The following is a 26,345-nucleotide window of genomic DNA, read 5'->3' as shown; positions in this document are numbered from 1 at the left end:
CAACCTCCACGCCCGCGGCCTCGTAAGCGGCATCGGAAAACCCCGCCCCAGCCCCCGCCCCGCTCTCGATCGCGCAAGTATACCCCAGCTTCTGCAGCTGCCGCGCCGAGTCCGGCGTCATCGCAACGCGCGCCTCTCCAGCCGCCAGTTCCCGTGGCGTTCCAATAAGCACTCTGATGTCCTCCCTTTGCGCTAGCACGCCCTGAAGGACGGGCCGCGTCGATTGAGGGAAAGTATTCGAGTGTTTTACTTAGTAGTCAATAATTTTGTCGGACTAGATTTTTAGCAGTTTAAAAACAGCATTCTAGGTAAGCGTTCACGGCCTTCACGCTATTTTTTTTGACCTGTAGCTAAAAAAATATTTGACAGAAGAGGCCCTCCTTCACAGTCTGAGGAGGACAGGGAGGAATCCATGAACACCCAATCGCTCAGCACAGGCACCGCCTGGGCGGAGACCGGTGATTTGCGCGCCCTGATGCAGCGCGCCGCCGGCATCCGCGACGCCCAGTGGGGCCGCACGGTCACCTATTCGCGCAAGGCCTTCGTGCCTCTGACCAACATGTGCCGCGACACCTGCGGCTACTGCACCTTCGTCAAGCATCCGGATTCGCCGGAGGCCAATATCATGACGCCGGAGCAGGTTCTGGCCACGGCACAGAAGGGTGAACGCGAGGGCTGCAAGGAGCTGCTGTTCAGCCTCGGCGAGAAGCCGGAGCTGCGTTACGAGAAGGCCCGTAAAGGTCTGGAACACCTCGGCTACTCCCGCCTCACCGATTACCTGCGCGACATGTGCGAGCTGGTGCTGACAGAGACCAGCCTGCTGCCGCATGTGAACGCGGGCACCCTCACCGATGACGAGATCGACGTGCTGCGCCCGGTCTCCGCCTCGATGGGGATGATGCTGGAAACCGTGAGCCGCCGCCTGACCCGCAAGGGCCAGCCGCATTATGCCTGCCCCGACAAGGTGCCGCTGCAGCGGCTGCGCACGCTGGAGCGCGCGGGCCAGAAGCAGGTGCCCTTCACCACCGGCCTGCTGATCGGCATCGGCGAGACATTTGCCGAGCGGATCGAGGCGCTGCACGCGATCAACGACGCCCACGCCCGCTACGGCCACATCCAGGAAGTGATCATCCAGAACTTCCAGCGCAAGCCCGACATCGAGATGGCGAACCACCCGGAACCGGCACTGGAGGACATGCTGCGCACCATCGCGGCGGCGCGGATCATCCTCGCGCCTGAAATCAGCCTGCAGGCGCCGCCGAACCTCAGCGCCCGCCACATCGCCTACCTGGAAGCGGGCATCAACGACTGGGGCGGCATCTCGCCCGTGACCATAGACTTCATCAACCCGCAGCACGAATGGCCGGAAATCCGGGCGCTCGCCAGCTCCTGCACCGGGGCCGGGTTCGAGCTGCGCGAGCGGCTCACCGTCTACCCCCGCTACCTGACCGGGGACAGCGGCTTCATCAACCCCGGCGTGCTGGCCCGTGCGGCCGGCATGGCCCAGGAAAACGGCCTCGCCCGCGATCAGCGCCACATCGGAGAGACAGCATGACCCTTCAGCAACCTGCCGAGAAATTCGCAACGGTCCCGGCTGCCGTGGGTGCCGCTGCCGCCCCCGTCCGGGCCATCCTCGAAATGGCATTGGAAGGCGGCGAGGTCTCCGAGGCCGAGGGCGTCGAGCTGTTCCGCACCACCGGTGCTGATGCCGAGGCAGTCTATGCCGTGGCCGACGAACTGCGCCGCCGCGCCAATGGCGACCAGGTGACCTTTGTGGTGAACCGTAACATCAACTTCACCAACATCTGCTACATGGGTTGCCGTTTCTGCGGTTTTGCCAAGCGCAGCGAGGACAAGGACGCCGAGTGGCTGGAGCCTGAACAGATCGTCGAGCGCGCGCAGCAGGCCTGGGACCGCGGTGCGACCGAGGTCTGCATTCAGGGCGGGCTGCACCCCAAGATGGAAGGCACCTATTACCGGGACATCGTCCGCGCCATCAAGGCGGCGCTGCCGGACATGCACATCCACGCATTCTCTCCGTTTGAGATCTGGTATGGCGCATCGAAGACCAAGATGTCCTACCACGACTTCCTCGCCGATCTGAAGGAGGCGGGCCTCGGCTCTATGCCCGGCACCGCGGCGGAGATCCTCGATACCGAAGTGCGGATGCAGCTCACCAAGAACAAGCTGAGCGCCGAGAAATGGGTGGAGATCATCCGCGCCGCGCATGAAGTCGGCATCCCGACGACCGCCACCATCATGTACGGCCATATCGACGCGCCCGAGCATTGGGCCGCGCATATTCGGCTCTTGCGCGACATCCAGAAGGACACCGGCGGCTTTACCGAGCTGGTGCCGCTCTCCTTCGTGCACACGGAATCGCCCTTGTGGTCGCAGAACCCCGACAAGGTGCGCCCCGGCCCCACCGCGCTGGAGGTGGACCTGATGCATGCGGTGGCGCGCATCATGCTGCACGGCTGGATCGACAATATCCAGGTGAGCTGGACCAAGCTGGGCGCGGCCCGGGCGCAGCAGATGCTGTCGCGCGGCGTGAACGACCTGGGCGGCACGCTGATGAACGAAAGCATCTCCCGCGCGGCCGGATCGGCTCACGGGCAGGAGATCACCGCGCGCGAGCTGGCCGAGATCATCCGCGCCGCGGGCCGGGTACCCGCGCGCCGCAACACGATCTACGAAATCCGCGACGTCTACGACGATCACGACCCCGAGGAGCTGGCGCCGCTGGTCGACCGTCAGGGCCGCAACCCGCTGGAATTCCTGCAGATGTTCCCGGAACGCGGCACCACGCTGGAGGCGGCGGAATGAGCGCGCAGAAGCACAAGGTGACCCTGCTGGCGGGCGGCGTCGGCGGTGCCAAGATGGCGGAAGGCCTGGCGGCGCTGCCGGATGTGGCGCTGTCGGTGATCGGCAATGTGGCCGACGATGACGAATTCCACGGCCTCTGGGTCTCCCCCGATATCGACACGCTGACCTACAGCCTCGCCGATGTGATCGACCGCAACCAGGGCTGGGGCGTGGCGGATGAGGGCCACCGGGCGCTGGAGACGCTGAACAAGCTGGGCGCCGACACCTGGATGTCGCTGGGCGACCGCGACTTCGGCCTGCATATCTACCGCACCATGCGCCGGCTCAAGGGCGACCGGCCGAGCGAGATCGCCCGCGACGTGGCGCGCGCATTCGGCATCGAAGCGGAGATCCTGCTGCCCACGGACGACCGTGTGCAGACACGGGTGCGCACCGATGCGGGCTGGCTGAGTTTTCAGGAGTATTTCGTGCGCGAACGCTGCGCGCCGGAGGTGCGCGAGCTGGCCTTTGACGGGCTGGAGCAGGCGCGCCCCGCGCCCGAGGCACTGGCCGCGCTGCAGCAGGCGGATCTGATCGTGATCGCGCCCTCCAACCCGCTGGTCAGCATCGCGCCGGTGCTGGGCGTGCCGTGCATGTCCGCGGCGCTGAAGGCTTCTGACGCGCCCAAGATCGCGGTCAGCCCCTTCATCGCGGGCAAGGTGGTCAAGGGGCCTGCCGATCGCATGATGGCAGCACTTGGCCTGCGCTCGGACGCCGCCGGGGTGGCCGAACGCTACCGCGGGCTGGCGGAGACGCTGATGATCGACCACGCCGATGCCGGGCTTGCGGATGAAATCCGCGCCGAAGGACTGATCCCCGCGTGCAGCGAAATCCTGATGAAGACGCGCGAGGACAAGGCGCGGCTGGCGCGGGAGATCATCGACCTCGCCTTTGCACCCGCGCTGGCGGAGGCAAGCGCATGAGCGCCGCGGCAGGTACGGCCAAGCGGCTGGTGGTGATCCCGATGAAGGACCCCTCCCGCGCCAAGACCCGGCTGGGCACCGCGCTCGATGCCGGCGCCCGCGCGACACTGGCGCTGGCGCTCTTCAACGCCACCGTCACCCATCTGCGCGGCGCGATGGAGCTGCTGCCGGAGGCCAAGGTGGAGTTCGCCGTGGTGACCTCCAGCCCGCGGATCGCCCGGCTGGCGCGCGGGTTGGGACTGCATCTGATCGGCGAAACCCCGGCAGAGTCCGGCGCCGATGGCCTCTCCGCCGCGCTGGAGACTGCCGCGGATTGGGCCGCCGCCCGCGGCTACACGGCGCTGTGTATCCTGCCGGGCGATCTCGCCGCGCCGCAGCCTGCCGACCTCGCGCGCCTTCTGAGCCATGACCTCAGCGGCGGGCAGGCGGTGCTCTGCCCGGCGTCGGATCTGGGCACCAACGCGCTGCTGGTGCCGCTGCCCTGCCCCTTCCGCTTCCGCTACGGGGCGAAATCCGCCGTCGCCCACCGCCAGGCCGCCGAGGCCGCGGGGCTCTGCCCGGTGATGCTGCCGCTCGACAGCCTGCGCGCCGATGTGGACACGGTCGAGGACCTCGGCCACCTGCTGGCGCAGCAGCCGCAGATGCTGATGCGGGAGGGCGCGCGATGAGCCTCTCCGTCACCCTCACCGCCGTGCCCGGCGTGCCGGATGTCCGGAACGGCGACAATCTGGCCGCCATCCTGGGCGATTGCCTGAAGACCTCGGGCCTCGGGCTGCAGGACGGCGATATCCTGTGCATCGCGCAGAAGGTGTTCTCCAAGGCCGAGGACTGCATCATCCCGCTCGCCTCGGTCACGCCCTCGGATGAAGCGCTGAAATACGCCGAAGAGCTGAACAAGGACCCCCGCAAGGTCGAGATCGTCCTGCGCGAAAGCACCCGGGTGGTGCGCGCCTTCCGCCGCCCGGATCAGAACACCGGCACGATGATCTGCGAACACCGGCTGGGCTTTATCTCCGCCAACGCCGCCGTGGATGAATCGAACTTCGGAGAGGAGGACGCGGCAATGGTGCTGCCGCGCGATCCCGACGCCAGCTGCAACCGCCTGCGAGAGGCGCTGGCCGCCCGGTTCGGCGCGCAGATCGGCGTGGTGATGACCGACACCTTCGGCCGCCCGTGGCGGCTGGGCCAGATCAACGTGGCCATCGGGCTGAGCAAGGTTCCCGCCACCATTCAGGAGCAGGGCAACCTGGACGCCTGGGGACGGCCCTTGCAGGTGACCGAACCGGCGCTCGCGGACGAGATCGCCGCCGCCACGGGCCTGGTGGTGCGCAAGAACGGAAAAACACCGGCGGTGCTGCTGCGCGGGCTCGACTGGGAGCCCGCCGACAGCCGCGGCGCCGACATACTAAGGAAAAAACAGGAGGACATGTTCCGATGACAATCGCGATCATTGGCGGCACCGGGCCGCAAGGACAGGGGCTGGCGCTGCGCTTTGCCCGCGCGGGCATCCCCGTCGCACTGGGCTCGCGCGATGGCGGGCGCAGCGCAGGCATCGCCGCCGAGCTGATGGCGAAACTGCCCGAAGGCGCGGCCGAGATCACCGGCGTCGACAACGAGACCGCCACCGCCGCGGCAGACGAAATGGTGATCCTCGCGGTGCCGTTTTCCGCTCATAACGCCACGCTGGAGGCGCTGAAGCCGGCGCTCGCGGGCAAGATCCTGGTCGACATCGTGGTGCCGCTGAAAGAAGGCGACCCCAAGAAGGTGGACATGCCGCCCGAAGGCTCTGCGACCGAGGCCGCACAGGCGCTGCTGGGCGACGAGATCCCGGTGATCGGCGCGCTGCACAACGTCTCGGCCACCACGCTCAACAACCTCGACTGGCCGATCAACTGCGACATCCTGGTCTGCGGCAACAGCCTGCCTGCCCGCAAGAAGGTGATCGAGCTGGTCCGCGCGCTGGACGTCGAGGCCTACAACGCCGGCGACGCCGAGGCCGCCCGCTGCATCGAGGCGATCACCCCGATCCTGATCCGCCTGAACATTTCCAAGGCAGTGCCCTTTACCCACGCGGGTATCCGCATCTGCCCGCCCGAACACTAAAATTCCAACAGGGAGAAAACGACAAATGGAATTCGGTATTTGCTTCAAGGGCTTCGTTGAGCCCGAACGCGCCCGCGCGCTGGTCCGCCAGGCCGAGAACGCAGGCTTCACCTACTGCTGGTTCTACGACAGTCACATCCTGTGGCGCGAAAGCTTCGTCGCGATGGCGATGTGCATGGAGCACACCACCAAGATGCGCTTCGGCCCGCTGGTGACCAACCCGAACTCGCGCGAGTGGTCGGTGGCGGCGTCGCTGTTCGGCTCGCTGGCGAAACAGTCCGGCGGCCGCTTCGACATCGGCCTCGGCCGCGGCGACAGCGCCGTGCGCGTGATGGGCAAGAAGCCTTCCACCATCAAACGGATGGAAGAATTCACCCATGTGGTCAAGGATCTGATCCGCGGTGAGGAAGTCCAGTATGGCGAATGCCCCGAGCCGGTGAAATTCCCCTGGGCCAACGGCTACGAGCTGCCGGTCTGGATCGGCGCCTATGGTCCCAAGGCCCTGGCCTCGGCCGGCAAGGTCGGTGACGGCGTGGTCCTGCAGATCGCCGAGCCCAAGATCATCAAATGGCTGGCGGATCAGGCTAAGGCCGGCGGTGAAGCCGAAGGCCGCGACATGTCGAACTACCGCGTGATGGCCGCCGCTCCGGCGCATACCGGCCCGATCGAGGAAGGCATCGAGAAGACCAAATGGTTCCCCGCCATGGTCGGCAACCATGTCGCTGATATTGTGGAGAAATACGGCACCGACGGTGACCACGTCCCCACCAGCCTGACCGACTACATCAAGAACCGCAAAGGCTACGACTACTCCAAGCACGGCCAGAGCGATAACCCCTATCTGGACTTCATCACCGAAGACATCGTCAAGAGCTTCTGCGTGCTGGGCACGCCGGATGAGCATATCGCCAAGATCCGCGATCTGGCTGACGCCGGCACCACCCAGTTCAACATCTATCTCGACAGCGGCGACGAGGAGAAGATCATCGCCGACTACGGCGAGAAGATCATCCCGGCCTTCCGCTGAGCCGGACCGGGCGCACGCCGGGAAACATTTGCGCTGTCCGTGCCGGTCTCCCCGCGGACAGCGCCCTTTGGCGGGCGGCATCTGCTGCCCGCTCCTTTTCCGCGGCGCCGGTGGCGTCTGCCGGACATTGATTTGAACCGGACCGCACTCTGCGGCCGCTGGCACCGGGCTTTGACTTGTGTCAAGAGGGCGCCAGATTAGGCATCATTATAAGTAACTGGCGGATTTTACATGGCGCGCATGGCAGCTGAGAAGCCGAAGACCCGGATCCAGCGGAAAAAGACGGAACAGATCCTGGCGGCGGCGCTGGAGGTCTTTGCGCAGCACGGCTCTTCCGGTGCGTCGATCAACCTGATCGCCAAGACCGCGGGGCTCACCACGCCCAATCTGCTCTACTATTTCGAAAGCAAGGACGCGATCCGCCGCGAGCTCATGTCGCGCACCTTGCAACTGTGGATGGCGCCCCTGAACATGCTCAGCCCGCATGGCGACCCGATCGACGAAATCTGCCAGTACATCCGCCGCAAGCTGGAAATCTCGCGCAATTTCCCCAAGGAAAGCAAATTCTTCGCCAACGAGGTGCTGAGCGGCCTGCCGCATTCCCGCAGCGAGATCTTCGGCCCGCTGAAGGAGCTGTTCAACGCCAAGATCATGGTGCTGGAGGACTGGATGCGCGAGGGCCGGATTGCCACGGTCGATGCGCACCATTTGCTGTTCTCGATCTGGGCTACAACGCAGCATTACGCCGATTTCGACGTCCAGATCGAGGAAATCGCGCCCGGCAAGGCCGCCGACCGCTACGCCGAGGCCGAGCTGTTCCTGCTGGAGATGTACAAAAAGCTGCTCGCGGTGAAGCCGGACTGACCCGGCCCCGCCGCGCGCCGGGCTGCACGGGGCCTCCTCTCAGGGGATGCGCGCCCGGTCGATGAACTTGCGCAGGGCAAAGCGCGAGCGCACCGCGCGGATGCCGGAAATCCGCAGGAGCTTGGTTTGCAGGAATGTCTCGAATTCTTCCAGGCTCTCCACCACGATTTCCAGCAGGAAATCCTGCGCCCCGGTCATCAGTGTGCCGGTCACCACCTCCTCGAAGCGGGCGATCTTCTGCTGGAAGCTGGCGATCTCCTCCGCGTCCTGGCGCTCCAGCTCGACCGAGACGAAGGCGGTGATGCCGAAGCCCGCCGCCTTGCGGTCGATGCGGGCGATGTAGCCCGCGATCAGCCCGCTTTCCTCCAGCCGCTGCAGGCGCCGCTTGCAGGGGGTCTGCGACAGGCCGACGCGCGCCGCCAGCTGCACCAGCGGAATCCGCCCGTCCTCGCGGAGGGCACGAAGTATCTCACGGTCGATTGCATCCGTAGCGAAAACCACCACAAAATCCGCCTTTTCGGGTCTTTTTCATCCGTCAATCGCGCAGCTACCCGCATCTTCGTGATTTTTCAACCATGCGAGTTAGCTATGCTGGTAGCATCGGCGCCGCCCCGCGCGCAGACGGTGGTTACCCGCGCGCGCAAGGGTGGCCGCCCAGGATCAAGAGGTTTTGCATGAGTGATGACTTCCCGCCGCTATCGCTGAATGTGCCGGAACCGGGCTGCCGCCCGGGCGACACACCGGATTTCTCCGATTTCGAGATCCCGCGCGCCGGCGCCGTCAAACGCCCGCCGGTCGACGCCGACCCCGACACCATCCGCGACATGGCCTTCTCCATCGTCCGGGTGCTGAACAAGGACGGCGAGGCGGTGGGCGACTGGGCCGGCGCGCTGAGCGCGGAGGAGCTGCGCGAGGGCCTGCGCCACATGCTGACCCTGCGCACCTTCGATGCGCGGATGATGAACGCGCAACGCCAGGGCAAGACCAGCTTCTACATGCAGCACCTGGGCGAAGAAGCCGTGGCCTGCGCTTTCCAGCGCGCGCTGAAGCCGGGCGACATGAACTTCCCGACCTACCGCCAGGCCGGGCTGCTCATTGCGGGCGGTTATCCGATGCTCACCATGATGAACCAGATCTATTCCAACGCCGACGACCCGCTGCACGGCCGCCAGCTGCCGATCATGTATTCCTCGAAGGAACACGGCTTCTTCTCGATCTCCGGCAACCTCGGCACCCAGTTCGTGCAGTCGGTGGGCTGGGCGATGGCGTCGGCGATCTCAGGCGATACCAAGATCGCCGCCGGCTGGATCGGTGACGGTTCCACTGCCGAAAGCGATTTTCACGCCGCCATGGTGTTTGCCTCTACCTACTCGGCGCCGGTGGTGCTGAACATCGTCAACAACCAGTGGGCGATCTCCACCTTCCAGGGCATCGCCCGCGGCGGCGTCGGCACCTTTGCCGCACGCGGCCACGGCTTCGGAATCGCCTCGATCCGGGTGGACGGCAACGACTACCTCGCGGTGCATGCGGTGGCGAAATGGGCAAGCGAGCGGGCACGGCGCGGGTTTGGCCCGACCCTGATCGAGCATGTGACCTACCGCGCGGGCGGCCATTCCACCAGCGACGACCCCTCCGCTTACCGTTCCAGGCGCGAGGCCGCGGCCTGGCCGCTGGGCGATCCGATCGAGCGGCTAAAGAAGCATCTCGTCACCATTGGCGAGTGGAGCGAGGACCGCCACACCCAGGCCGAGGCGGAAATCCTGGACGGGGTCATCGCCACCCAAAAGCAAGCAGAGGCCATCGGCACGCTGGGCGGCGGCAAGACTCCCAGCCCGCGCGACATGTTCGAAGGCGTTTATGAAACGATGCCGCCGCATCTGATCCGGCAGCGGCAAGAGGCGGGGTACTGAGATGCCCAGCATGACCATGATCGAGGCCATTCGCGAGGCCCACGATGTCGCAATGGCGGCGGATGACCGCGTCGTCGTCTTTGGCGAGGATGTGGGGTTCTTCGGCGGCGTATTCCGCTGCACCGCGGGCCTCCAGCAGAAATACGGCAAATCGCGCTGTTTCGATGCGCCGATCAACGAATCCGGCATCGTCGGCACCGCCATCGGCATGGCCGCCTACGGGCTGAAGCCGGTGATCGAGATGCAGTTTGCCGATTACGTTTATCCGGCCTTCGACCAGATCGTCTCCGAGGCGGCGCGGCTGCGGCACCGCTCCAACGCCGATTTCACCTGCCCGCTGGTGATCCGCATGCCCACCGGCGGCGGCATCTTCGGCGGCCAGACCCACAGTCAGAGCCCCGAGGCACTGTTCACGCATGTCTCTGGCTTGAAGGTGGTCGTGCCCTCCAACCCGCGCGACGCCAAGGGGCTGCTGCTCGCCGCCATCGAGGACCCGGACCCGGTGATTTTCCTGGAGCCCAAGCGGCTTTATAACGGGCCCTTCGACGGCTACCACGACCGCCCGGTCACCAGCTGGAAAAACCACCCCAAGGGCGAGGTGCCCGAAGGCGCGGAGGTGGTGCCGCTCGGCAAGGCCAGCATCACCCGCGAGGGCAGCGACGTGACCGTGCTGGCCTATGGCACCATGGTCTATGTCGCCGAGGCCGCGGCCGAAGCGACCGGCGTCGATGCCGAGATCATCGACCTGCGCAGCCTCCTGCCGCTCGACCTCGACGCGATCACCGCCTCGGTGGAGAAGACCGGCCGCTGCGTGATCGTGCATGAGGCCACCCGCACCTCGGGCTTCGGCGCCGAGCTGATGAGCCTGGTGCAGGAAAACTGCTTTTACAGCCTGGAAGCACCGGTGATCCGTGTCACCGGCTGGGACACGCCGTATCCGCACGCGCAGGAGTGGGAGTATTTCCCCGGCCCCGGGCGCGTCGGCGAGGCATTGAAAAAAGTGATGGAGGGCTGAGCACATGGGTGTTTATGCCATGCGTCTTCCCGATGTGGGGGAAGGCATTGCCGAGGCAGAGCTGACCGAATGGCACGTGAAGCCCGGCGACATCGTGCGCGAGGATGACATCCTGGCGGCGGTGATGACCGACAAGGCTGCGGTGGAGGTGCCCTCCTCGGTCTCCGGCAAGGTGCTGGAGCTGGGCGGCGAGATCGGCCAGATGATGGCGATCGGCTCGGTTCTGATCCGCATCGAGATCGAGGGCGAGGGCAACGAAGCCCCCGGATCAGTTCCGGGCGAGTCCGAGGACAGCGCCCCGGCGCCGCAGCCCGCCCCGGAGGACGGCGCGGATGCAAAGCCGGAGGAAACCGCTGAGCCCGCCGCCGCCCCGGCCCCGGCCCCGGCCGCAAAGAAAGCCGGCCGCCGCCTGCCGCGCCCCGAAGGCAGCAAGCCGCTGGCCGCGCCCTCGGTGCGGGCCCGGGCGCGCTCCGAAGGCGTCGACCTGCGCCATGTGCCCGGCACCGGGCCCGGCGGCCGCATCAGCCACGAGGATCTCGACAACTGGATCGAATCCGGCGGCATCCGCCAGGGCAGCGTCACCCGCGGCCGCAACACCGGCGTCGAGGAACAGCGCGTCATCGGCATGCGCCGCAAGATCGCCGAGAAGATGGCGCTGTCGAAACGCAATATCCCGCATATCACCATCGTCGAGGAGGTGGAGATGGGCGCGCTGGAAGACCTTCGCGCCGCGCTCAACAAGAAGCACGAGGGCAGCCGCCCCAAGCTGACCCTCCTGCCCTTCCTGATGCGCGCCATCGTCGAGGCGGTGCGCGAGCAGCCGGGCCTGAATGCGCGCTACGATGACGAGGAAGGCGTGATCCACCGCCACGGCGGTGTCCATATCGGGGTGGCGACGCAGACCCCGCAGGGCCTCAACGTGCCGGTGCTGCACCATGCCGAAGCCAACAGCCTGTGGGACAACGCAGGCGAGCTGGCCCGGCTGGCGGATGCCGCCCGCGAAGGCACCATCAAGCGCGAGGAGCTCACCGGCGGCACCATTACCATCACCTCGCTTGGCCCCCTTGGCGCGATTGCCACCACGCCGATCATCAACCACCCCGAGGTGGCGATTGTCGGCGTCAACAAGATGCAGATCCGCCCGGTCTGGGACGGCCAGCAATTCCGGCCGCGCAAGATGATGAACATCTCCTGCTCCTTCGATCACCGGGTGATCGACGGCTGGGACGCGGCGGTCTTTGTGCAGAAACTGAAATCCCTGCTGGAAAATCCGGCCATGCTGTTTGTCGAGGGCTGAATGACTGATCTGAAATGCAAATTGCTGATCATCGGCGCGGGCCCCGGCGGCTATGTCTGCGCCATCCGGGCCGGCCAGCTGGGGGTCGACACCATCGTGGTGGACGAGGCCAACCCCGGCGGCACCTGCCTGAACGTGGGCTGCATTCCGTCGAAGGCGCTGATTCACGCCGCGGATGAGTTCCACAAGATGGCCCACGCGGCCGAAGGGCCGCTGGGGATCTCCGCGGGCAAGCCCGAAATCGACCTCAGCCGCACTATGGCCTGGAAGGACGGCATCGTTAAGCGGCTGACCGGCGGCGTGACCGGACTGATGCGCAAGGCGGGCGTGCGCGTGGTTGAGGGCCGCGCGCGCTTCCTCGATGGCAAGACCGTGGCGGTGAAACGCGGCGATGAAACCACCCAGATCCGCGCCGAACGCATCGTAATCGCCTCCGGCTCCGCGCCGGTCGAGTTGCCCTCCCTGCCCTTCGGCGGCGATATCCTGTCCTCAACCGAGGCACTGGCGCTGGAGGCGGTGCCGGAAAGCCTCGCTGTGGTAGGCGCGGGCTACATCGGGCTGGAGCTGGGCACTGCCTTTGCCAAGCTCGGCGCCAAGGTCACCGTGGTCGAGGCAGAGGACCGCATCCTGCCGCTTTATGATGCGGCGCTGACCCGGCCGGTTGCCAAGCGGCTGGAGGCCCTGGGCGTCACCGTGCTGACCGGCACCAGGGCCGAAGGCCATGCGGACGGCCAGCTTGCCACCAGCCAGGGCAGCGTGGCGTCCGAGAAGGTGCTGGTCACCGCAGGCCGCCGGCCCCGCACCGCGGGCATCGGCGTGGACGAACTGGCGCTGACCCTGAACGGTCCCTACATCCGCGTCGACAAGACCTGCCAAACCTCGATGCGCGGCATCTACGCCATAGGTGATGTCACCGGCGAGCCGATGCTGGCGCACCGCGCCATGGCCCAGGGCGAGATGGTGGCCGAACACGCCGCGGGCCACGCGGTGGAATGGGACAAGCGCGCCATCCCCGCGGTCTGCTTCACCGACCCGGAGATCGTCACCTGCGGCGCCCTGCCCGGCGAGATCGAGGGCAGCCGCAGCACCGACTTCCCGCTCGCCGCCAACGGCCGCGCGATGACAATGGAGCGCGAGGACGGTTTCCTGCGCGTGGTCTGGCGCGAGAGCGATCACGCGGTCTTGGGGGTGCAGGCAGTCGGCTCCGGCGTCTCGGAACTGTCGGCGGCGTTTTCGCTCGCCATCGAGATGGGCGCCTGCCTGGAGGATCTCGGCGCCACCATCCACGCCCACCCGACCCAGTCGGAGGCCCTGCAGGAGGCCTGCCTGCGCGCGCTTGGCCACGCGCTGCACATCTGAGAGCGCGCGGGCGGCAGGCTGGCCGCCCGCACCGCACACCTCAGCCGCGCTGGATGGTCAGCCGCGCGGACACCCCGGTGGCGGTATCTTCAAAGCTGAGCGTGCCGCCGTGCAGGGTGGCGATGGTGGCGACAATCGTGAGCCCCAGCCCGTAGCCGTCCACCGTGGTGGTGTTGCGGCCGCGGCGGAAGGGGGCGAGCAGCGCCTCGATGTCCTTGGCCGAGCTGCCGGTGCCCTCGTCCTCGACGATGATCGCGGCGGTGGTGGCGTCGGCCACCAGCGCCACGGTGGCGCGGCGGCCGTATTTCAGCGCGTTGTCGATCAGGTTGGTGATTGCCCGCTGCAAGGCGACGGGGCGGCCGGTCACGGTGATCTGGCGGGCGCCCGCGATCACCCCCTGACCCCGGCGCGACATGAAGACCGAGCGCGCGCCGGGCACGATCACCGGCTCCTGCCGCCGGAAAGTCACGGCGGCTCCCATGTCCTGGTAATCCGCCACGATGGCGTCCACCAGTGCATCCAGCGACAGCTTTCGCGGCGCCTCCGCCCCCATCTCGGCGCGGGTGTAGGTGAGCACGCTTTCGATGATGCCGGTCATGCTGTCGATATCGGCCTCCAGCTTGCGGCGCAGCCCGTCGTCGGGGATCAGCGCCGCCCGCAGACGCAGGCGGGTGGCCGGGGTGCCGAGGTCGTGGCTCACCCCCGAGAGCACTGCGGCCCGGCCCTCCAGCTGGGCGCGCTCGGTCTCCAGGTAGCTGTTCACGGCACCGACGATCTCCTGCAGCTCGCGCGGGCCTGCGATGGCGTAGCTCTCCGGCCCGCCGACCCGGCGGCGGTCGCGCAGCTGGGCGGCGAAGCGGGAGAAATCCGCCGACAGGTCCAGCGCCGCGGTGACCAGCGCCGCCAGGGCGATGACCGCCAGCAGCACCGCCAGCAGCCGCCGGTCCGGCGGCGCCGCGGTGCAGCCCCATATGCCCTGCGCCTCGATCCGCACCCAGGCCGCGGTGCCGGTCTGCGCCACCACGAAGGGATCGCTGCAATAGGAGGCCAGCAGGCGGCTCACCTGGCCGGTGATCTCCGCCGCGCTCTGGCTGCCGCGGCCGGGCAGGCGGGAGAGCGGGTAGAGGAGGTCGGGCGACAGCACCGCGAAGGTGAGCGGCGCGCTGCCCCGGCGGGTGAGCCCGTCGGCGGAGACCGGAATGATGGTGAGCCGCGCCCCCGGCGGCGCGCCGCTGATCTGCCGGAAAGCCCCGGAGGCTGCCGCCGCCTGGTCCTTGGGCGAAAGCGGGTGCAGGGTGATGCCCGGGGGCGGCGGAGTGTTGTTTTGCAACGCGTGATGCAGCGACAGCCCGGCAGCATAGGCCGCATCCTGATGCCCCCGCCAGCCATAGGCTGAAGCCGCCCAGAGCCAGGCTGCGCAGACCCCCGCCAGGAAAGCCGCGCCGATGAACAGAAGCCCGGAGGCGCGCAGGCTGCGCAATGGCCCGCTCACCCCTCCTCCGCCGTCACGTCGATGGCAAAGACATAGCCGACGCCGCGGTCGGTTTTGAGGATCTGCGGATCCTTGGGGTTCGCCTCGATCTTGGAGCGCAGGCGGCCGACCAGCACGTCGATGGCGCGGCCGCTGGTCTCTGCCGCCGGGCCGCTCTCGCCGGTGACGTCGAGCGCCGCGGCGATCTCCTCGCGGGTGAGGGGAATGTGGGGGTTGGCCAGCAGCACCTGCAACAGCGCGGTCTCGCGCCGCGACAGCGCCACCTGCACGCCCGCGGGCGACAGCACCTCGCCGCGCTTGGCGTCATAGCTCCAGCCGGCAAAGCGAAAGCTGCGGGTGTCGCGCCTATGCACCAGCGAGGACGACCGCCGCGCCCGCGACAAGACCGCCTTGATCCGCGCCAGCAGCAGCTGCGGGTTGAAGGGCTTGGCGATATAGTCGTCGGCGCCGACCTCGTAGCCCTCCATCCGCTGATGATCCGCCGACAGCGCCGAGACCATGATGATCGGCACATCCTGCTCGCGCCGCAGCCGCCGGCAGATCTCCAGCCCGTTCTCGTCGCCCAGCATCACGTCGAGCAGAATGAGGTCGACACGGCCCCCCTGCATGTGGCTGCGCACTTCGGCCTCGGTCGCCGCGGGCAGCGCGGCCGCGCCGTTCTGGCGCAGGAACTGGGTCATCATCTGGCGCACGTCCGGGTCGTCATCGACCACCAATATCCGGGGAATCGCCACGCGGGGGTCTCCTTGCACATATGGCCGTCTCACGCGCCAGATTTGCAGCAGCGCGGGGCGGAATCGAGGGGTTTGTAACAAGCTGTAACAGGCGGGCCCTCAAATTGCATGAGCGCAGCGAAAACGCGCCATGACGGGATTGCATGGCTGCCGCGCGATCCGCAAGATCGCCCCACGACAACCGCAGATGCGGTGATCAAGGGAGGAAATCAATCATGAAAACGATCGTATCGGGCGCCATTTCGAGCCTCGCCATCATTGCGGCCAGCGCCGCCTATGCCGGGCCGGAGGCCGAGGTTCTGCACTACTGGACCTCCGGCGGCGAGGCGAAATCGGTTGCCGTTCTGCAAAAGGAATTCGCCGACAAGGGCGGCACCTGGACCGACATGCCGGTGGCCGGCGGCGGCGGCGACGCGGCAATGACCGCGCTGCGCGCCCGGGTGCTGGCGGGCAACGCGCCGACCGCGGTGCAGCTCAAGGGCCCCGCCATCCAGGAATGGTACGAAGAGGGCGTGCTGGCCGATATCTCCGATGTCGCCGAAGCCAACAACTGGGCACAGGTGCTGCCCGACTCGATCGCCGCGCACATGAAATGCGACGGCACCTGGTGCGCCGCGCCGGTGAACGTGCACCGCGTCGACTGGATCTGGGCCAACGCCGACCTGCTGGAAGCCAACGGCATCGAGATGCCCACGACCTGGGACGAGTTCAACGCCGCCGCCGACAAGCTGCAGGCCGCGGGCGTGATCCCGCTGGCGCATGGCGGTCAGGCCTGGCAGGACGCGACCGTGTTCGAGGCGGTCGCGCTTGGCATCCTCGGCCCGGACGGCTTCCGCAAGGCTTTTGTGGATCTCGACACCGAAACCCTGACCTCGCCCGAGATGGCCGCGGTCTTCGACCAGATGCGCAAGATGCGCGGCTATGTCGATGACAACTTCTCCGGCCGCGACTGGAACCTGGCCACCGCCATGGTGATGAACGGCGAAGCCGCATTCCAGATCATGGGCGACTGGGCCAAGGGCGAGTTCGCCGCCGCGGGCAAGGTCCCGGGCGAGGACTTCCTCTGCGCCTCCACCCCGGGCGAGGGCTTCCTCTACAACGTCGACAGTTTTGCGATGTTCGACGTCGACGGCGAGGACAAGAAGGCGGGCCAGGCGCTTCTGGCCGAGCTGGTCGTGGGCGAGAACTTCCAGAAGACGTTCAACCTCAACAAAGGCTCGATCCCGGCCCGTACCGATACGCCGCTGGACGAGTTCGACGATTGCGCCAAACTGTCGTCGTCGGACATGGCGGAAAGCTCCGAAAGCGGCAGCCTGCTGCCCAGCTATGCCCACGGCATGGCGCTGCGCGGCGCCCAGGCGGGCGCGATCACCGATGTTGTGACGGCGCATTTCAACTCTGACATGTCTTCCGAAGACGCTGTGCAGATGCTGGCCGACGCCATCGCCAATAGCATGTAAAACCAAATGACCCCTGCCCCGCCGGATACCGGCGGGGCTCGGGCGTACCTGGGGAATAATCCAATGACCAAGTGGCTTGAAGAAAACATGCCCAAATTGGTTCTGGCACCCTCGCTCATCGCAGTTCTGGTCTTTGTCTACGGCTTCATCGCCTGGACCGCCTGGGTCTCGCTGACCCGGTCGCGCCTGCTGCCGAAATACGAGCTGGAGGGTTTCATCCAATATGAGCGCCTGTTCGCCTCACCGCGCTGGGACACTGCCTTTGGCAACCTGTTCATCTTCGGCGCGCTGTTCATCGTGATCGCGATGGTGCTGGGGCTGGTGCTGGCGGTGCTGCTGGACCAGAACATCCGCACCGAAGGCGCAATCCGCACCATCTACCTCTACCCGATGGCGCTGTCGCTGATCGTCACCGGCACCGCGTGGAAGTGGATCCTGAACCCCGGCCTGGGGCTGGAGGCTATGGTGCGCGGCTGGGGCTTCGAGAGCTTCTCCTTCGACTGGCTGATCGACCCGGACATGGCGATCTACACCATCGTGATCGCCGCGGTCTGGCAGAGCTCGGGCTTTGTCATGGCGCTGTTCCTCGCCGGTCTGCGTTCCGTCGATCAGGAGATCATCAAGGCCGCACAGGTAGATGGCATCCCCACCTGGCGGGTCTATACCGCGATCATCCTGCCCTCGATGGCGCCGATCTTCCTCTCCGCCTTCATCGTGCTGTCGCACCTGGCGATCAAAAGCTTCGACCTGGTCATCGCGCTGACCGGCGGCGGTCCCGGCTATGCCACCGACCTGCCCGCGACGTACATGTACGCAATGGCGTTCTCGCGCGGCGACATCGGCCAGGCGGCAAGCTCGGCCATGGTGATGATGATGGTCGTCTTTGCGATTGTCATTCCCTACCTCTACTCGGAATTGAGGTCCAAAGATGGCTGATATCTCCATGACCACTCCCGCTGCCGCCGCCCAAAGCAACAAGGGCCGGATTGCCCTGCGCTGGCTGCTCTATGTGATCCTCGGCCTGTTTGCGCTGTTCTACCTGATGCCGCTCTTCGTGATGCTCACTACCTCACTGAAGAGCCTGGAGGAGATCCGCACCAGCGACCTCATTTCACTCCCGCGCGAGGTGACCTTCGACGCCTGGCGCACCGCCTGGTCCAGTGCCTGCACCGGCATCCAGTGCGAGGGCGTGCGGCCCTACTTCTGGAACTCGGTGCTGATCGCGATCCCCGCGGTGGCGATCTCCACCCTGGTGGGCGCACTGAACGGCTACGTGATCGCGCAGTGGCGCTTCCCAGGCGCGGGCATCTTCTTTGCCATGCTGCTGTTCGGCTGCTTCATCCCCTTCCAGGTGGTGCTGCTGCCGATGGCGCGCGTGCTGGGGCTGATGGGCATCGCGGGCACCATCCCGGGGCTGATCTTTGTCCACGTGATCTACGGGCTTGGCTTCACCACGCTGTTCTTCCGCAACTACTACGTCTCGATCCCGGCCGACCTCACCAATGCGGCCAAGGTCGACGGCGCGGGCTTCTTCCGGATCTTCTGGTCGATCTTCCTGCCGCTGTCGCTGCCGATCATCGTGGTCACCGTGATCTGGCAGTTCACCCAGATCTGGAACGACTTCCTGTTCGGGGTCTCCTTCAGCCAGTCGGGCACCCAGCCTGTCACCGTGGCACTCAACAACATCGTGAATTCGACCACCGGCGTTAAAGAATACAACGTCGACATGGCCGCCGCGATCATCGCCGCCCTGCCGACCCTCCTTGTCTATGTGGTGGCGGGAAAATACTTCATCCGCGGTCTGACCGCCGGGTCTGTGAAAGGATAAGTCAAATGGCTCCGGTATTGGAAATCAGCAACCTTTACAAAAGCTACGGCAAGGCCGAGATCCTGAAGGACATCAACGTGGCGATCGAGCAGGGCGACTTCCTCGTCCTGGTCGGCCCCTCCGGCTGCGGCAAGTCCACGCTTCTGAACTGCATCGCGGGGCTGGAGGAGATCACCGGCGGCTCGCTGCGCATCGGCGGCCGGGACATGACCAATGTCACGCCCAAGGACCGCGACATCGCCATGGTGTTCCAGTCCTACGCGCTCTACCCGACTATGAGCGTTGCTAAGAACATCACCTTCGGGATGCAGGTGCGCGGCATCGCCAAGGCCGAGCAGGAGGAGAAGCTGGCCTATGTGGCGCAGCAGCTGCAGATCGAACAGCTCCTGAACCGCAAGCCCGGCCAGCTGTCGGGCGGACAGCGGCAGCGGGTGGCGATGGGCCGCGCGCTGGTGCGCGACCCCAAGCTGTTCCTGTTCGACGAACCGCTCTCCAACCTCGACGCCAAGCTCCGGGTGGAGATGCGCACCGAGATCAAGGCGCTGCACCAGCGGCTGGGCGCCTCGATGGTCTATGTCACCCATGACCAGATCGAGGCGATGACGCTCGCGACCAAGATCGTCGTGATGAAAGGCGGCGTGATCCAGCAGATCGGCACCCCGGCGGAGATCTACAACCGCCCGGCCAACCTCTTCGTGGCCGACTTCATGGGCAGCCCGGCAATGAACCTGATCCCGGCCAAGACCCGCAATGTCGGCGGCGAGACCCAGATCGAGATCGCCCGCGAGGGCGGCGCGCCGATCCTGCTGACCGATGCCAACAACCGCAACCTGCCCGAGGACGTGATCTTCGGCGTGCGGCCCGAGGATATCGCCGATGCGGGCTTCCGCGGCAGCAGCAGCACACAGGAGGCCGAATGCGTGATCGACATCGTCGAGCCCGCAGGCGCTGACACCTACGCGGTGATGAACCTCGGCGGCAAGCATGTGACCGCGCGGCTGCATGCGGAAACCACCGCCGCGGCCGGCGCGCCGCAGCGGCTGAGCTTCGATCTTGGCAAGGTGTCCTATTTCGCCCCGGACACCGGGCTGCGGTTGAACTGATGGCCGCGCCAGCATCTGATACGGCCCCGCTGCGCCTGGTCGCGGATGCCGGCGGCAGCAACACCCGCTTGGCCCTGAGCCGGGCGGGGCAGTTGCTCGACGGCAGCGCCGAGAGCTTTGCCAATGCCGACTGGCCCAGCCTCGAAGCGCTGATGGAAAGCTACCTGGCAGGCCAGGGCGCGCCCAGCCTGGAGGAAATGGTGGTCGCAGTGGCGGGGCCGGTGGATGGCGACATTGCCCGGCTCACCAACCGCAACTGGCAGGTCGAGACTTCGGCACTCGCGGCGCGCTTCGGTTGTGCGCGGGTGCATTTGCTCAACGATCTCTCCGCGCTTGGCTATGCGGTGCCCGCGCTGGCGCCGTCGCAGCTGAGCGAAGTCAGGCCGGGAAGCGGCGGCGCCGCCCAGCCGCGGCTCGCGCAATCGCTGGTGGCGGGCATCGGCACCGGCTTCAACGTGAGCCCCGTGCTGGCCACGAACGGCCGCGTTGTCTGCCCGGCGGCGGAGGCGGGCCACCCCGGCCTGCCGCTCAGCATCGCGGAAGCCCTCCGCACTGATGGGCTCGACCCCACCGGGTTCCCGACGGTGGAAACACTGTTCTCCGGCCGCGGCTTCACAGCCTTCTGCCAGCAACGCACGGGTGAGGCAGAACTGGAAGGCAGCGCCGCCATTGCCGCTTATGGCACGGAGGGGCGCGAGGGTGTGACAGCCGCGGTGGAGCGCTATTCCACCCTCATCGGCCTGTTGCTGCGCGACCTGTCGCTCTACTACATGTGCGCTGCGGGCATCTACATGGCCGGCAGCGTCGCCCGCGCCGTGCTCAGCACCGCGCCCGGCCCTTGCGTAACGGTACTTGAGACCCCGGCCCGCATCGGCAAGACCGCCGAGACCCCGGTCTGGACCATCGAGGACGACCGCGCTGCGCTTCTGGGCTGCGCCGGTTTTGCCTTCGGCTGAAGCGGCCGATCGAGACAGGCGGCGGACCCCAACACGCGGCCCGTGCCCGTTTGACCTGCCCCCGCCTGGGCCTCAGAACAGGAAGCTGTCGCTCTCCAGCCCCGGCGGCAGCAGCTGCGCCGCGGGTTCCGGTGCTTCCTGCGCGGCGTGCGGATCCGCCACCGCAACCAGCTGACCGCAGCCTCCGAAAAACAGCGCCTCGATCCTGCACAGAAGACCGGTGCCCGCATCCGCGGCCCCGGCTTCGCAGGTGGTAAAGGTGAGGGTGCAGCCGGTGCTGGTGACGACATAGCCATCCACTGTCCCGGCATACCGCGCCGCGTCATACCCTTCGCCGCCCGACATCGTGCCGTCACCCGCGCCGCCGGTCAGCGTTTCATCGCCGCTGCCGGTGGTGATCCGGTTGTCCCCTGCGCAGGCGGCGATATAGAAGAAGCCGTCGCCAACCGTGATGGTGTCATTGCCGTCACCGGTAATTATCATCGCGTGTCCATCGCCAGTGATGATCCGGTGGCCGCCGCCGGTGTCGCGGATCTCGTGATCGCCGCAGCCGCGGGTGATGAGGTCATCCCCGCTGCCGGCCCAGATCTCCGTGCCGGCGTTTCTGCCCGGCTCGATCACGTTTTCACCCGCGCCCGCGTCGATGCTGTAGCCGCTGCCGATGTCCCCGCTGCTGCCGCGGATGGTGTCACCGCCCTCCAGTGTACGGATGTTCCCCCAGCCTTCGCCGATCAGGAGCGTGTTGTTGCCGCCGCCGGCGATGGAGAACACATCATCGCCGGACCCGGTGAACAGATCGTAAAAGCCGGTCCCGGTTGTAATACCGTTGTTTCCGTGCCCGGCCCCGGCGGTGGTCAGAAATTCGCCCGCGGGCGTCTCCACCCGGTTGCTGCCCTCGTCTGCGCCGCTGGTGCACGTCTCGGGCCCGGCGATCAGGGTGCCGCCGCCCGCGGTGCCGGTCAGCGCGCAGTCCTCCTCCGCCGCGCCGGTGACCGAGACCGCGACGGTCTGCGTCCAGGTGGTGCCGTCGGCGCCGGTGACGGAATAGGTGAAGCTGTCCTCGGACAGCGCGCCCTCTTCCAGGCGCCGCAGCGCGTCGTCGGATTGTAGAGGATCTGGCTGCCGTCGAAAGCGATGCGGATGCCCGCCGCGCTGGTACCGGCCGACGCGATGGCCTCTCTCCGACACCGAAGACGCTGTCGTTCTCCAATAGCGTCGCGAGATCGATGGCGACGGCGCCGTTTTCCGAGCCGCTGACGGAATCCGCGCTCAGCTGCGCCGTGCCCAGGTCCGCCACCGCCACGGTCTGGCCGCTGGCCTCGAAATAGAGCGGTTCGATGTCCTTGAGGCTGTCCTGCCCTGCATCCGCCGCCTCCGCGTCGCGGGTGGAAGCGGTGAGAGTGCGGCCGTTGAGGGCAAACCGGTAACCCGCCAGCGCGCCCGCGTTCTGCGCCATGTCATGCCCGCGGCCGCCGGAGAGCACATCATTTACGGCGCCGCCCTGAAGCGTGCCGGCACCCTTGCCGGGGCTGATCTTGTCGTCCAAGGTATCGATGATCTCTCAATGGTCGTCACCGAGGGTGAACCTGTGGTTTTCGTCCCCCTTCAATCAAATGGCGGTCCATCCGGCGCCCTGTCACTTCATTGAAGTTCTTGAAGTTTATCGAGAAAAGCGTAAGCGAGGGAAAACCTCTTCAGGTTGAGAGTTGCCGCTTTGTTGACGCCGCCGGCCCGGCCCCGGGCAGCGCAGACCGCCGCCACCGGCGGGACATGCCGCGCCGCGCGCGTTGCGCCGCGGGCGGCACACCTGAAGGCGGCCGTCAGATCCGCGGCAGCGGAAATGCGGGTTGAAAGCCAGTGTCCATCAGGCTGTCCTCGAAGGGGAACTGCGACAGCAGCTCTACTCCGGCCTCGGTGATCAGCACCTGCTGCTCCAGCTTCACGCCCTCATGGCCGCCCTCCTCGCCGATATAGCTTTCGACGCAGATCGTCATGCCGGGCTCGATCACGCCGTCATAGCCCGCCGCCGGGAAATCGTCCGAGTGGTAAAGATAGGGGTATTCGCCGGTCATGCCGCAGCCGTGCGAGGACAGATAATAACGGTTGGAGTGGTATTTTTCGGGAATGTCCCAGGCCCGGCCGGCATAGTCGCGGAAGCTCATGCCCGGCTTCAGGATGCCGATGTTGTGATAGACCTGCTCCAGAGCGGTCTGGTAGAGGGTGCGCTGCGCGCCCGTGGGCTTGCCGGGGCCCGCGTGGAATGTGCGGGAGAAGTCCGAGTAATAGCCGTGGCAGCCCACCACATCCGTATCCAGCGCCACCAGCTCGTTCTCTCCGATCACGTGATGCGCGGTTTCCTGGAACCAGGGGTTGGTGCGCGCACCGGCGCTGAGCAGGCGGGTTTCGCAATAGTCGCCGTTTTGCTCGATCACCGCCTGGTGCAGCACTGACCAGAGTTCATTTTCGGTCAGCCCCGGGCGCAGCGCGGCCCGCAGGCGGGAGACGCCCGCTTCGGTGGCGCGCAGGCTGGCGCGGACGCATTTCATCTCCTCCTCCGACTTGATGGCGCGGGCCATTTCCACCGGCTCCTGCGCATCCACGATGGCAAAGCCCGCCTCCTTCAGGGCAATCGCGGCCCCGGCATTCATCCGTTCCATGCCGACCGTGACGCCCCGCCCGGTGAGCGAGGCAATCAAATCACCGGTCTCCCGTGCCCAGTCCCGCTCGCGTTCTGCGATATGAGGACCTGCGGCGGCAAAGCTGGCGGTTTTGGCCGGGCGCACCTCGTCCACTGTTTCATAACCCTCGGCCAGATGCAGGCAGCCGGTGAATTCGAACAGGATCGCGCGGCTTTCGGTCAGCAGCAGGTAGCGAGCGGGAGCGTTGCGCATGGAAAACACCTGCATGTTGCGGGTGCCGGTGGCATAGCGGATGTTCACCGGGTCCGACAGGATCAGCGCCGCGATGCCACGCTTGATCATCTCGCCGCGTACCCGATCCAGCCGGTAGCGCCGCACCGCGCCCAGATCGATGCCATCGCTTTCGGGGGCGCGGTCCAGGAGGGCAAGCCCCGACAGATCGCTGCGTTCGGCGTGCCAGTCAAATTCGGCCATGGAAAACTCCCGATGCCAGAGGAACGCTTGCAGGATAGGTTGGACTGGGCTTGCGTGTAAAAGGCCGAATATTCCCGCTTATGAGCAACCTGAGGTCATGAAAAATTACCGCCGTTCCCTGCCCCCGCTCGACAGTCTGATCTTCTTCGAGGCCGCCGCCCGCCGCCTCAGCTTCTCCGAGGCCGCAGAAGAGCTGCTGGTCACCCAGACCGCCGTCAGCAAGCGCGTGCGGCAGCTGGAGGCGCATCTGGGCGTTGCCCTGTTCCTGCGCGCGGGCCGGATGATTGAACTGACTGAGAGCGGCCGCAAGCTGGCCGGGCAATGTGCGACCCTGCTGGATTTCACCGAATCCGCACTGTCAGGCATTGCGGCGCGGCCCGATACGCCGGTGCGCATCGCTGCCAATAGCGCGGTGTCGCTGTTCTGGCTGTCGCCACGGCTGAAACGCTTCGAACTGTCGGATCTCGCGTGCCCGGTGGAACTGGTTGCCTCCGATCAGCCTTCAGCCTTGCTGGATTCCGCCAACGACATTGCCATACTGCACGGCAGCGGGGCGTGGCCGGGGCGTGTCTCCGCACCGCTGTTCCCGGACGTGCTGGTGCCGGTGATCTCCCCCGGACTGGCCCGCACGGCGGGGATCGGACCCGGTGAACCGCTGTCGCGCCTTTTGCCGCAAAGCCGCCCGCCGCTGCTGAATTTCCCGCGGCTCACGCCGGAATGGACGAACTGGGACAATTGGGGCGAGGCGGCGGAGGTTGGCGGCTGGGCGCGCGCCGATTGCGGTACCTATGCGCGCTCCATCGGCGCGGCGCTGGAGGGGCGTGGCATCGCGCTAGCCAGCCCGGCCATCCTGGCCTCCGAACTGGCGAGCGGCGCCCTGATCCGCCTCGGCCCCGCGGCGCAATCGCCGCGGCTGGGCTATTTCCTGAGCCATTCAGCCCAGCAGCCGCCGCGGGCCGAGGCCGCACGGCTGACGGGGTTTCTTTCGGATGAGAACGCGCCGGACGCAAGTTCAGATGAGCGCTGAGCCGGCGGCGCAGTGACCGCAGCCCGGCCGTCCGTGTGCCCACAGGCGCCCGCGGTCCGAGCCAGCTTGCGGGCGTGCGGGCCCGGATCTGCCGGTGTGCGGCGGCGTCAGAAAGAGGTGATGACCGTGGCGCCGGCCGATTGGAACCGGTCCATGGTCACCAGCGCCTCGATCGACTGCGCGAGGGTGATCTCCCGCCCGACCAGACGCGCCGGATCCAGCTTGTCCGAGCGCACCATGTCCAGCATCGCGCCGTAGCGGTGCGCCTGCATGCCGTGGCTGCCGAGCAGCTCCAGCTCCCAGGCAATCACCCGGTCCATGGGCAGGCCGGGCCGCGCCTGATCCGCCAGCATCAGCCCCACCTGCACATGCCGGCCCCGCCGCCGCAGGCTGAGAATCGAATTGGCACAGGTGGCTGGATGCCCCAGCGCATCCAGCGAGACATGCGCGCCGCCGCCGGTGATCTCCATCACCGCTTCGGGCACCTCCGCGGCGCGGGCGCCGTTCAGCGTGGCTGCCGCGCCGAGGTTGCGGGCGAGCTGCAGTTTGCTGTCGTCGATGTCGATTGCGACAACATTGGCGCCAAACGCGCTGGCGATCATCACCGCCGACAGGCCGACGCCGCCGCAGCCATGCACCGCCACCCATTGCCCGCCCGAGACCCGGCCCTGATCGGCCACCGCCCGGAAGGAGGTGGCAAAACGGCAGCCGAGGCTGGCCGCGGTGGCAAAGCCCATGTCATCAGGCAGCGGCACCAGGTTCAGGTCGGCGTGATGGATGCCCACGTACTGCGCGAAAGATCCCCAGTGGGTGAAGCCGGGCTGGAACTGATTATGGCAGACTTGCTGATGGCCCGCGCGGCATTCCGGGCAGGCACCGCAGCCGCCCACGAAAGGCACAGTCACCCGGTCGCCGGGCTTCCAGGTCTTCACGTCCTTGCCCGCTGCCACCACGGTGCCGGCCAGCTCATGCCCCGGTACATGCGGCAGCCCGATATCCGCGTCATGGCCCATCCAGCCATGCCAGTCGCTGCGGCAGACCCCGGTGGCACCGACCTCCAGCACCACGCCATGGGGTTCCGGAGACGGGTCGGGAAGGGACACGAGCTGTGGCATGGCCTGGAAACTCTCGTACAGCACGGCTTTCATCTGGTCAGCTCCTCGGCGCGATCTTGGGGCAGTTCCTATTGCTGGAGCATAGCGTGGCCGCGGGAAAGACCTTTGCCATTCTTGCCTGATTTGCAGGACATTGGAGGGGTCTCTGCCAATA

Annotated in this window: 24 protein-coding genes and 1 pseudogene; 18 read left to right on the top strand and 7 right to left on the bottom strand. The window is 66.7% G+C overall.

The genetic code is table 11. From position 1 onward, the window contains the following. Positions 1-172 (bottom strand): annotated as a pseudogene (locus tag ACOHX0_RS07665) (Re/Si-specific NAD(P)(+) transhydrogenase subunit alpha); the annotation flags it as partial. A 240-nt stretch (positions 173-412) separates the two neighbouring features. Here ACOHX0_RS07665 and cofG point away from each other — a divergent pair. From cofG to ACOHX0_RS07625, 8 genes are all read left to right on the top strand, one after another. Next, on the top strand, positions 413-1,555 hold the full coding sequence (cofG, locus tag ACOHX0_RS07660; protein WP_420676093.1) for a 7,8-didemethyl-8-hydroxy-5-deazariboflavin synthase CofG: 1,143 nt from the start codon (positions 413-415) through the stop codon (positions 1,553-1,555). Beyond that, positions 1,552-2,826, top strand: a complete 1,275-nt coding sequence (cofH, locus tag ACOHX0_RS07655; protein WP_420676092.1) for a 5-amino-6-(D-ribitylamino)uracil--L-tyrosine 4-hydroxyphenyl transferase CofH — start codon at positions 1,552-1,554, stop codon at positions 2,824-2,826. The genes cofG and cofH overlap by 4 nt, the downstream gene beginning before the upstream one ends. Beyond that, positions 2,823-3,788, top strand: coding sequence for a 2-phospho-L-lactate transferase (gene cofD / locus ACOHX0_RS07650; protein ID WP_420676091.1), 966 nt, complete (start codon positions 2,823-2,825; stop codon positions 3,786-3,788). The genes cofH and cofD overlap by 4 nt, the downstream gene beginning before the upstream one ends. After that, a complete protein-coding gene (gene cofC, locus ACOHX0_RS07645) occupies positions 3,785-4,456 on the top strand; it encodes a 2-phospho-L-lactate guanylyltransferase (protein ID WP_420676090.1) in 672 nt (223 codons plus the stop codon). The genes cofD and cofC overlap by 4 nt, the downstream gene beginning before the upstream one ends. Beyond that, positions 4,453-5,226 (top strand): coenzyme F420-0:L-glutamate ligase, encoded by a 774-nt coding sequence (gene cofE, locus ACOHX0_RS07640; protein ID WP_420676089.1) that lies wholly within the window; start codon positions 4,453-4,455, stop codon positions 5,224-5,226. Before cofC ends, cofE begins: the two co-directional genes overlap by 4 nt. Next, a complete protein-coding gene (gene npdG, locus ACOHX0_RS07635) occupies positions 5,223-5,891 on the top strand; it encodes an NADPH-dependent F420 reductase (RefSeq protein WP_420676088.1) in 669 nt (222 codons plus the stop codon). The genes cofE and npdG overlap by 4 nt, the downstream gene beginning before the upstream one ends. 25 nt (positions 5,892-5,916) lie before the next feature. Then, the gene (locus ACOHX0_RS07630) at positions 5,917-6,918 is read left to right on the top strand and encodes a TIGR03842 family LLM class F420-dependent oxidoreductase (RefSeq protein ID WP_420676087.1); all 1,002 of its coding nucleotides are present in this window, start codon (positions 5,917-5,919) and stop codon (positions 6,916-6,918) included. A gap of 231 nt (positions 6,919-7,149) precedes the next feature. Next, on the top strand, positions 7,150-7,782 hold the full coding sequence (locus ACOHX0_RS07625) for a TetR family transcriptional regulator C-terminal domain-containing protein (RefSeq protein ID WP_420676086.1): 633 nt from the start codon (positions 7,150-7,152) through the stop codon (positions 7,780-7,782). A gap of 39 nt (positions 7,783-7,821) precedes the next feature. Here ACOHX0_RS07625 and ACOHX0_RS07620 read toward each other — a convergent pair whose 3' ends face one another. Next, positions 7,822-8,286, bottom strand: a complete 465-nt coding sequence (locus ACOHX0_RS07620; protein ID WP_420676085.1) for an Lrp/AsnC family transcriptional regulator — start codon at positions 8,284-8,286, stop codon at positions 7,822-7,824. 170 nt (positions 8,287-8,456) lie between these two features. On the opposite strand from ACOHX0_RS07620, the gene ACOHX0_RS07615 reads away from it, so the two are divergent. From ACOHX0_RS07615 to lpdA, 4 genes are read left to right on the top strand one after another with little or no spacing between them, the layout of a single operon-like run. Further along, positions 8,457-9,692, top strand: a complete 1,236-nt coding sequence (locus ACOHX0_RS07615; protein WP_420676084.1) for a 3-methyl-2-oxobutanoate dehydrogenase (2-methylpropanoyl-transferring) subunit alpha — start codon at positions 8,457-8,459, stop codon at positions 9,690-9,692. Between the two features lies 1 nt (position 9,693). Further along, positions 9,694-10,707 carry an alpha-ketoacid dehydrogenase subunit beta gene (locus tag ACOHX0_RS07610; protein WP_420676083.1) on the top strand — a complete coding sequence of 338 codons (1,014 nt, stop codon included), beginning with the start codon at positions 9,694-9,696 and terminating at the stop codon, positions 10,705-10,707. A gap of 4 nt (positions 10,708-10,711) precedes the next feature. Continuing rightward, positions 10,712-12,004 (top strand): dihydrolipoamide acetyltransferase family protein, encoded by a 1,293-nt coding sequence (locus ACOHX0_RS07605; RefSeq protein ID WP_420676082.1) that lies wholly within the window; start codon positions 10,712-10,714, stop codon positions 12,002-12,004. Continuing rightward, the gene (lpdA, locus tag ACOHX0_RS07600; protein WP_420676081.1) at positions 12,005-13,363 is read left to right on the top strand and encodes a dihydrolipoyl dehydrogenase; all 1,359 of its coding nucleotides are present in this window, start codon (positions 12,005-12,007) and stop codon (positions 13,361-13,363) included. 40 nt (positions 13,364-13,403) lie between these two features. Here the strand turns inward: lpdA and ACOHX0_RS07595 are convergent, their stop codons facing one another. Together ACOHX0_RS07595 and ACOHX0_RS07590 are read right to left on the bottom strand one after the other, a co-directional pair. Continuing rightward, on the bottom strand, positions 13,404-14,855 hold the full coding sequence (locus ACOHX0_RS07595) for a sensor histidine kinase (RefSeq protein WP_420676080.1): 1,452 nt from the start codon (positions 14,853-14,855) through the stop codon (positions 13,404-13,406). Next, positions 14,852-15,589 (bottom strand): response regulator transcription factor, encoded by a 738-nt coding sequence (locus tag ACOHX0_RS07590; RefSeq protein ID WP_420676079.1) that lies wholly within the window; start codon positions 15,587-15,589, stop codon positions 14,852-14,854. The genes ACOHX0_RS07595 and ACOHX0_RS07590 overlap by 4 nt, the downstream gene beginning before the upstream one ends. A gap of 215 nt (positions 15,590-15,804) precedes the next feature. Between ACOHX0_RS07590 and ACOHX0_RS07585 the strand changes: the two genes are divergently transcribed. The 5 genes from ACOHX0_RS07585 (at position 15,805) to ACOHX0_RS07565 (ending at position 20,936) form a co-directional block, all read left to right on the top strand. Beyond that, positions 15,805-17,049: an ABC transporter substrate-binding protein gene (locus ACOHX0_RS07585; protein WP_420676078.1), complete on the top strand. Its 1,245-nt coding sequence runs from the start codon at positions 15,805-15,807 to the stop codon at positions 17,047-17,049. Positions 17,050-17,112: 63 nt separating this feature from the next. Continuing rightward, positions 17,113-17,985 carry a carbohydrate ABC transporter permease gene (locus ACOHX0_RS07580; RefSeq protein ID WP_420676077.1) on the top strand — a complete coding sequence of 291 codons (873 nt, stop codon included), beginning with the start codon at positions 17,113-17,115 and terminating at the stop codon, positions 17,983-17,985. Next, positions 17,978-18,877 (top strand): carbohydrate ABC transporter permease, encoded by a 900-nt coding sequence (locus ACOHX0_RS07575; protein ID WP_420676076.1) that lies wholly within the window; start codon positions 17,978-17,980, stop codon positions 18,875-18,877. Before ACOHX0_RS07580 ends, ACOHX0_RS07575 begins: the two co-directional genes overlap by 8 nt. A 5-nt stretch (positions 18,878-18,882) precedes the next feature. Continuing rightward, entirely contained in the window at positions 18,883-19,980 is a 1,098-nt protein-coding gene (locus ACOHX0_RS07570; protein WP_420676075.1) for an ABC transporter ATP-binding protein, read from the top strand. Then, complete coding sequence (locus ACOHX0_RS07565; RefSeq protein WP_420676074.1) at positions 19,980-20,936, top strand: glucokinase; 957 nt, start codon at positions 19,980-19,982, stop codon at positions 20,934-20,936. Before ACOHX0_RS07570 ends, ACOHX0_RS07565 begins: the two co-directional genes overlap by 1 nt. Positions 20,937-21,008: 72 nt before the next feature. On the opposite strand, the gene ACOHX0_RS07560 is transcribed toward ACOHX0_RS07565, so the two are convergent. Beyond that, positions 21,009-22,124: a calcium-binding protein gene (locus tag ACOHX0_RS07560; protein WP_420676073.1), complete on the bottom strand. Its 1,116-nt coding sequence runs from the start codon at positions 22,122-22,124 to the stop codon at positions 21,009-21,011. A 632-nt stretch (positions 22,125-22,756) separates the two neighbouring features. Next, the gene (locus ACOHX0_RS07555; protein ID WP_420676072.1) at positions 22,757-24,049 is read right to left on the bottom strand and encodes a M24 family metallopeptidase; all 1,293 of its coding nucleotides are present in this window, start codon (positions 24,047-24,049) and stop codon (positions 22,757-22,759) included. A gap of 97 nt (positions 24,050-24,146) precedes the next feature. Between ACOHX0_RS07555 and ACOHX0_RS07550 the strand changes: the two genes are divergently transcribed. Further along, a complete protein-coding gene (locus ACOHX0_RS07550; protein WP_420676071.1) occupies positions 24,147-25,076 on the top strand; it encodes a LysR family transcriptional regulator in 930 nt (309 codons plus the stop codon). Positions 25,077-25,183: 107 nt separating this feature from the next. Here the strand turns inward: ACOHX0_RS07550 and ACOHX0_RS07545 are convergent, their stop codons facing one another. After that, entirely contained in the window at positions 25,184-26,224 is a 1,041-nt protein-coding gene (locus ACOHX0_RS07545; RefSeq protein WP_420676070.1) for a zinc-dependent alcohol dehydrogenase family protein, read from the bottom strand. Between the last annotated feature and the right edge of the window lie 121 nt (positions 26,225-26,345).

This window comes from Cribrihabitans pelagius (assembly GCF_048820915.1).
Classification (GTDB): Bacteria; Pseudomonadota; Alphaproteobacteria; order Rhodobacterales; family Rhodobacteraceae; genus Cribrihabitans_A; species Cribrihabitans_A pelagius.
This window is presented reverse-complemented; position numbering and strand designations above follow the sequence as displayed.

What these genes read in the sequence shown, in the direction of transcription:
- cofG (WP_420676093.1), top strand. Translation starts at nt 413, where the DNA reads ATGAACACCCAATCGCTCAGCACAGGCACCGCCTGGGCGGAGACCGGT.
- cofH (WP_420676092.1), top strand. Translation starts at nt 1,552, where the DNA reads ATGACCCTTCAGCAACCTGCCGAGAAATTCGCAACGGTCCCGGCTGCC.
- cofD (WP_420676091.1), top strand. Translation starts at nt 2,823, where the DNA reads ATGAGCGCGCAGAAGCACAAGGTGACCCTGCTGGCGGGCGGCGTCGGC.
- cofC (WP_420676090.1), top strand. Translation starts at nt 3,785, where the DNA reads ATGAGCGCCGCGGCAGGTACGGCCAAGCGGCTGGTGGTGATCCCGATG.
- cofE (WP_420676089.1), top strand. Translation starts at nt 4,453, where the DNA reads ATGAGCCTCTCCGTCACCCTCACCGCCGTGCCCGGCGTGCCGGATGTC.
- npdG (WP_420676088.1), top strand. Translation starts at nt 5,223, where the DNA reads ATGACAATCGCGATCATTGGCGGCACCGGGCCGCAAGGACAGGGGCTG.
- ACOHX0_RS07630 (WP_420676087.1), top strand. Translation starts at nt 5,917, where the DNA reads ATGGAATTCGGTATTTGCTTCAAGGGCTTCGTTGAGCCCGAACGCGCC.
- ACOHX0_RS07625 (WP_420676086.1), top strand. Translation starts at nt 7,150, where the DNA reads ATGGCGCGCATGGCAGCTGAGAAGCCGAAGACCCGGATCCAGCGGAAA.
- ACOHX0_RS07615 (WP_420676084.1), top strand. Translation starts at nt 8,457, where the DNA reads ATGAGTGATGACTTCCCGCCGCTATCGCTGAATGTGCCGGAACCGGGC.
- ACOHX0_RS07610 (WP_420676083.1), top strand. Translation starts at nt 9,694, where the DNA reads ATGCCCAGCATGACCATGATCGAGGCCATTCGCGAGGCCCACGATGTC.
- ACOHX0_RS07605 (WP_420676082.1), top strand. Translation starts at nt 10,712, where the DNA reads ATGGGTGTTTATGCCATGCGTCTTCCCGATGTGGGGGAAGGCATTGCC.
- lpdA (WP_420676081.1), top strand. Translation starts at nt 12,005, where the DNA reads ATGACTGATCTGAAATGCAAATTGCTGATCATCGGCGCGGGCCCCGGC.
- ACOHX0_RS07585 (WP_420676078.1), top strand. Translation starts at nt 15,805, where the DNA reads ATGAAAACGATCGTATCGGGCGCCATTTCGAGCCTCGCCATCATTGCG.
- ACOHX0_RS07580 (WP_420676077.1), top strand. Translation starts at nt 17,113, where the DNA reads ATGACCAAGTGGCTTGAAGAAAACATGCCCAAATTGGTTCTGGCACCC.
- ACOHX0_RS07575 (WP_420676076.1), top strand. Translation starts at nt 17,978, where the DNA reads ATGGCTGATATCTCCATGACCACTCCCGCTGCCGCCGCCCAAAGCAAC.
- ACOHX0_RS07570 (WP_420676075.1), top strand. Translation starts at nt 18,883, where the DNA reads ATGGCTCCGGTATTGGAAATCAGCAACCTTTACAAAAGCTACGGCAAG.
- ACOHX0_RS07565 (WP_420676074.1), top strand. Translation starts at nt 19,980, where the DNA reads ATGGCCGCGCCAGCATCTGATACGGCCCCGCTGCGCCTGGTCGCGGAT.
- ACOHX0_RS07555 (WP_420676072.1), bottom strand. Translation starts at nt 24,049, where the DNA reads ATGGCCGAATTTGACTGGCACGCCGAACGCAGCGATCTGTCGGGGCTT.
- ACOHX0_RS07550 (WP_420676071.1), top strand. Translation starts at nt 24,147, where the DNA reads ATGAAAAATTACCGCCGTTCCCTGCCCCCGCTCGACAGTCTGATCTTC.
- ACOHX0_RS07545 (WP_420676070.1), bottom strand. Translation starts at nt 26,224, where the DNA reads ATGAAAGCCGTGCTGTACGAGAGTTTCCAGGCCATGCCACAGCTCGTG.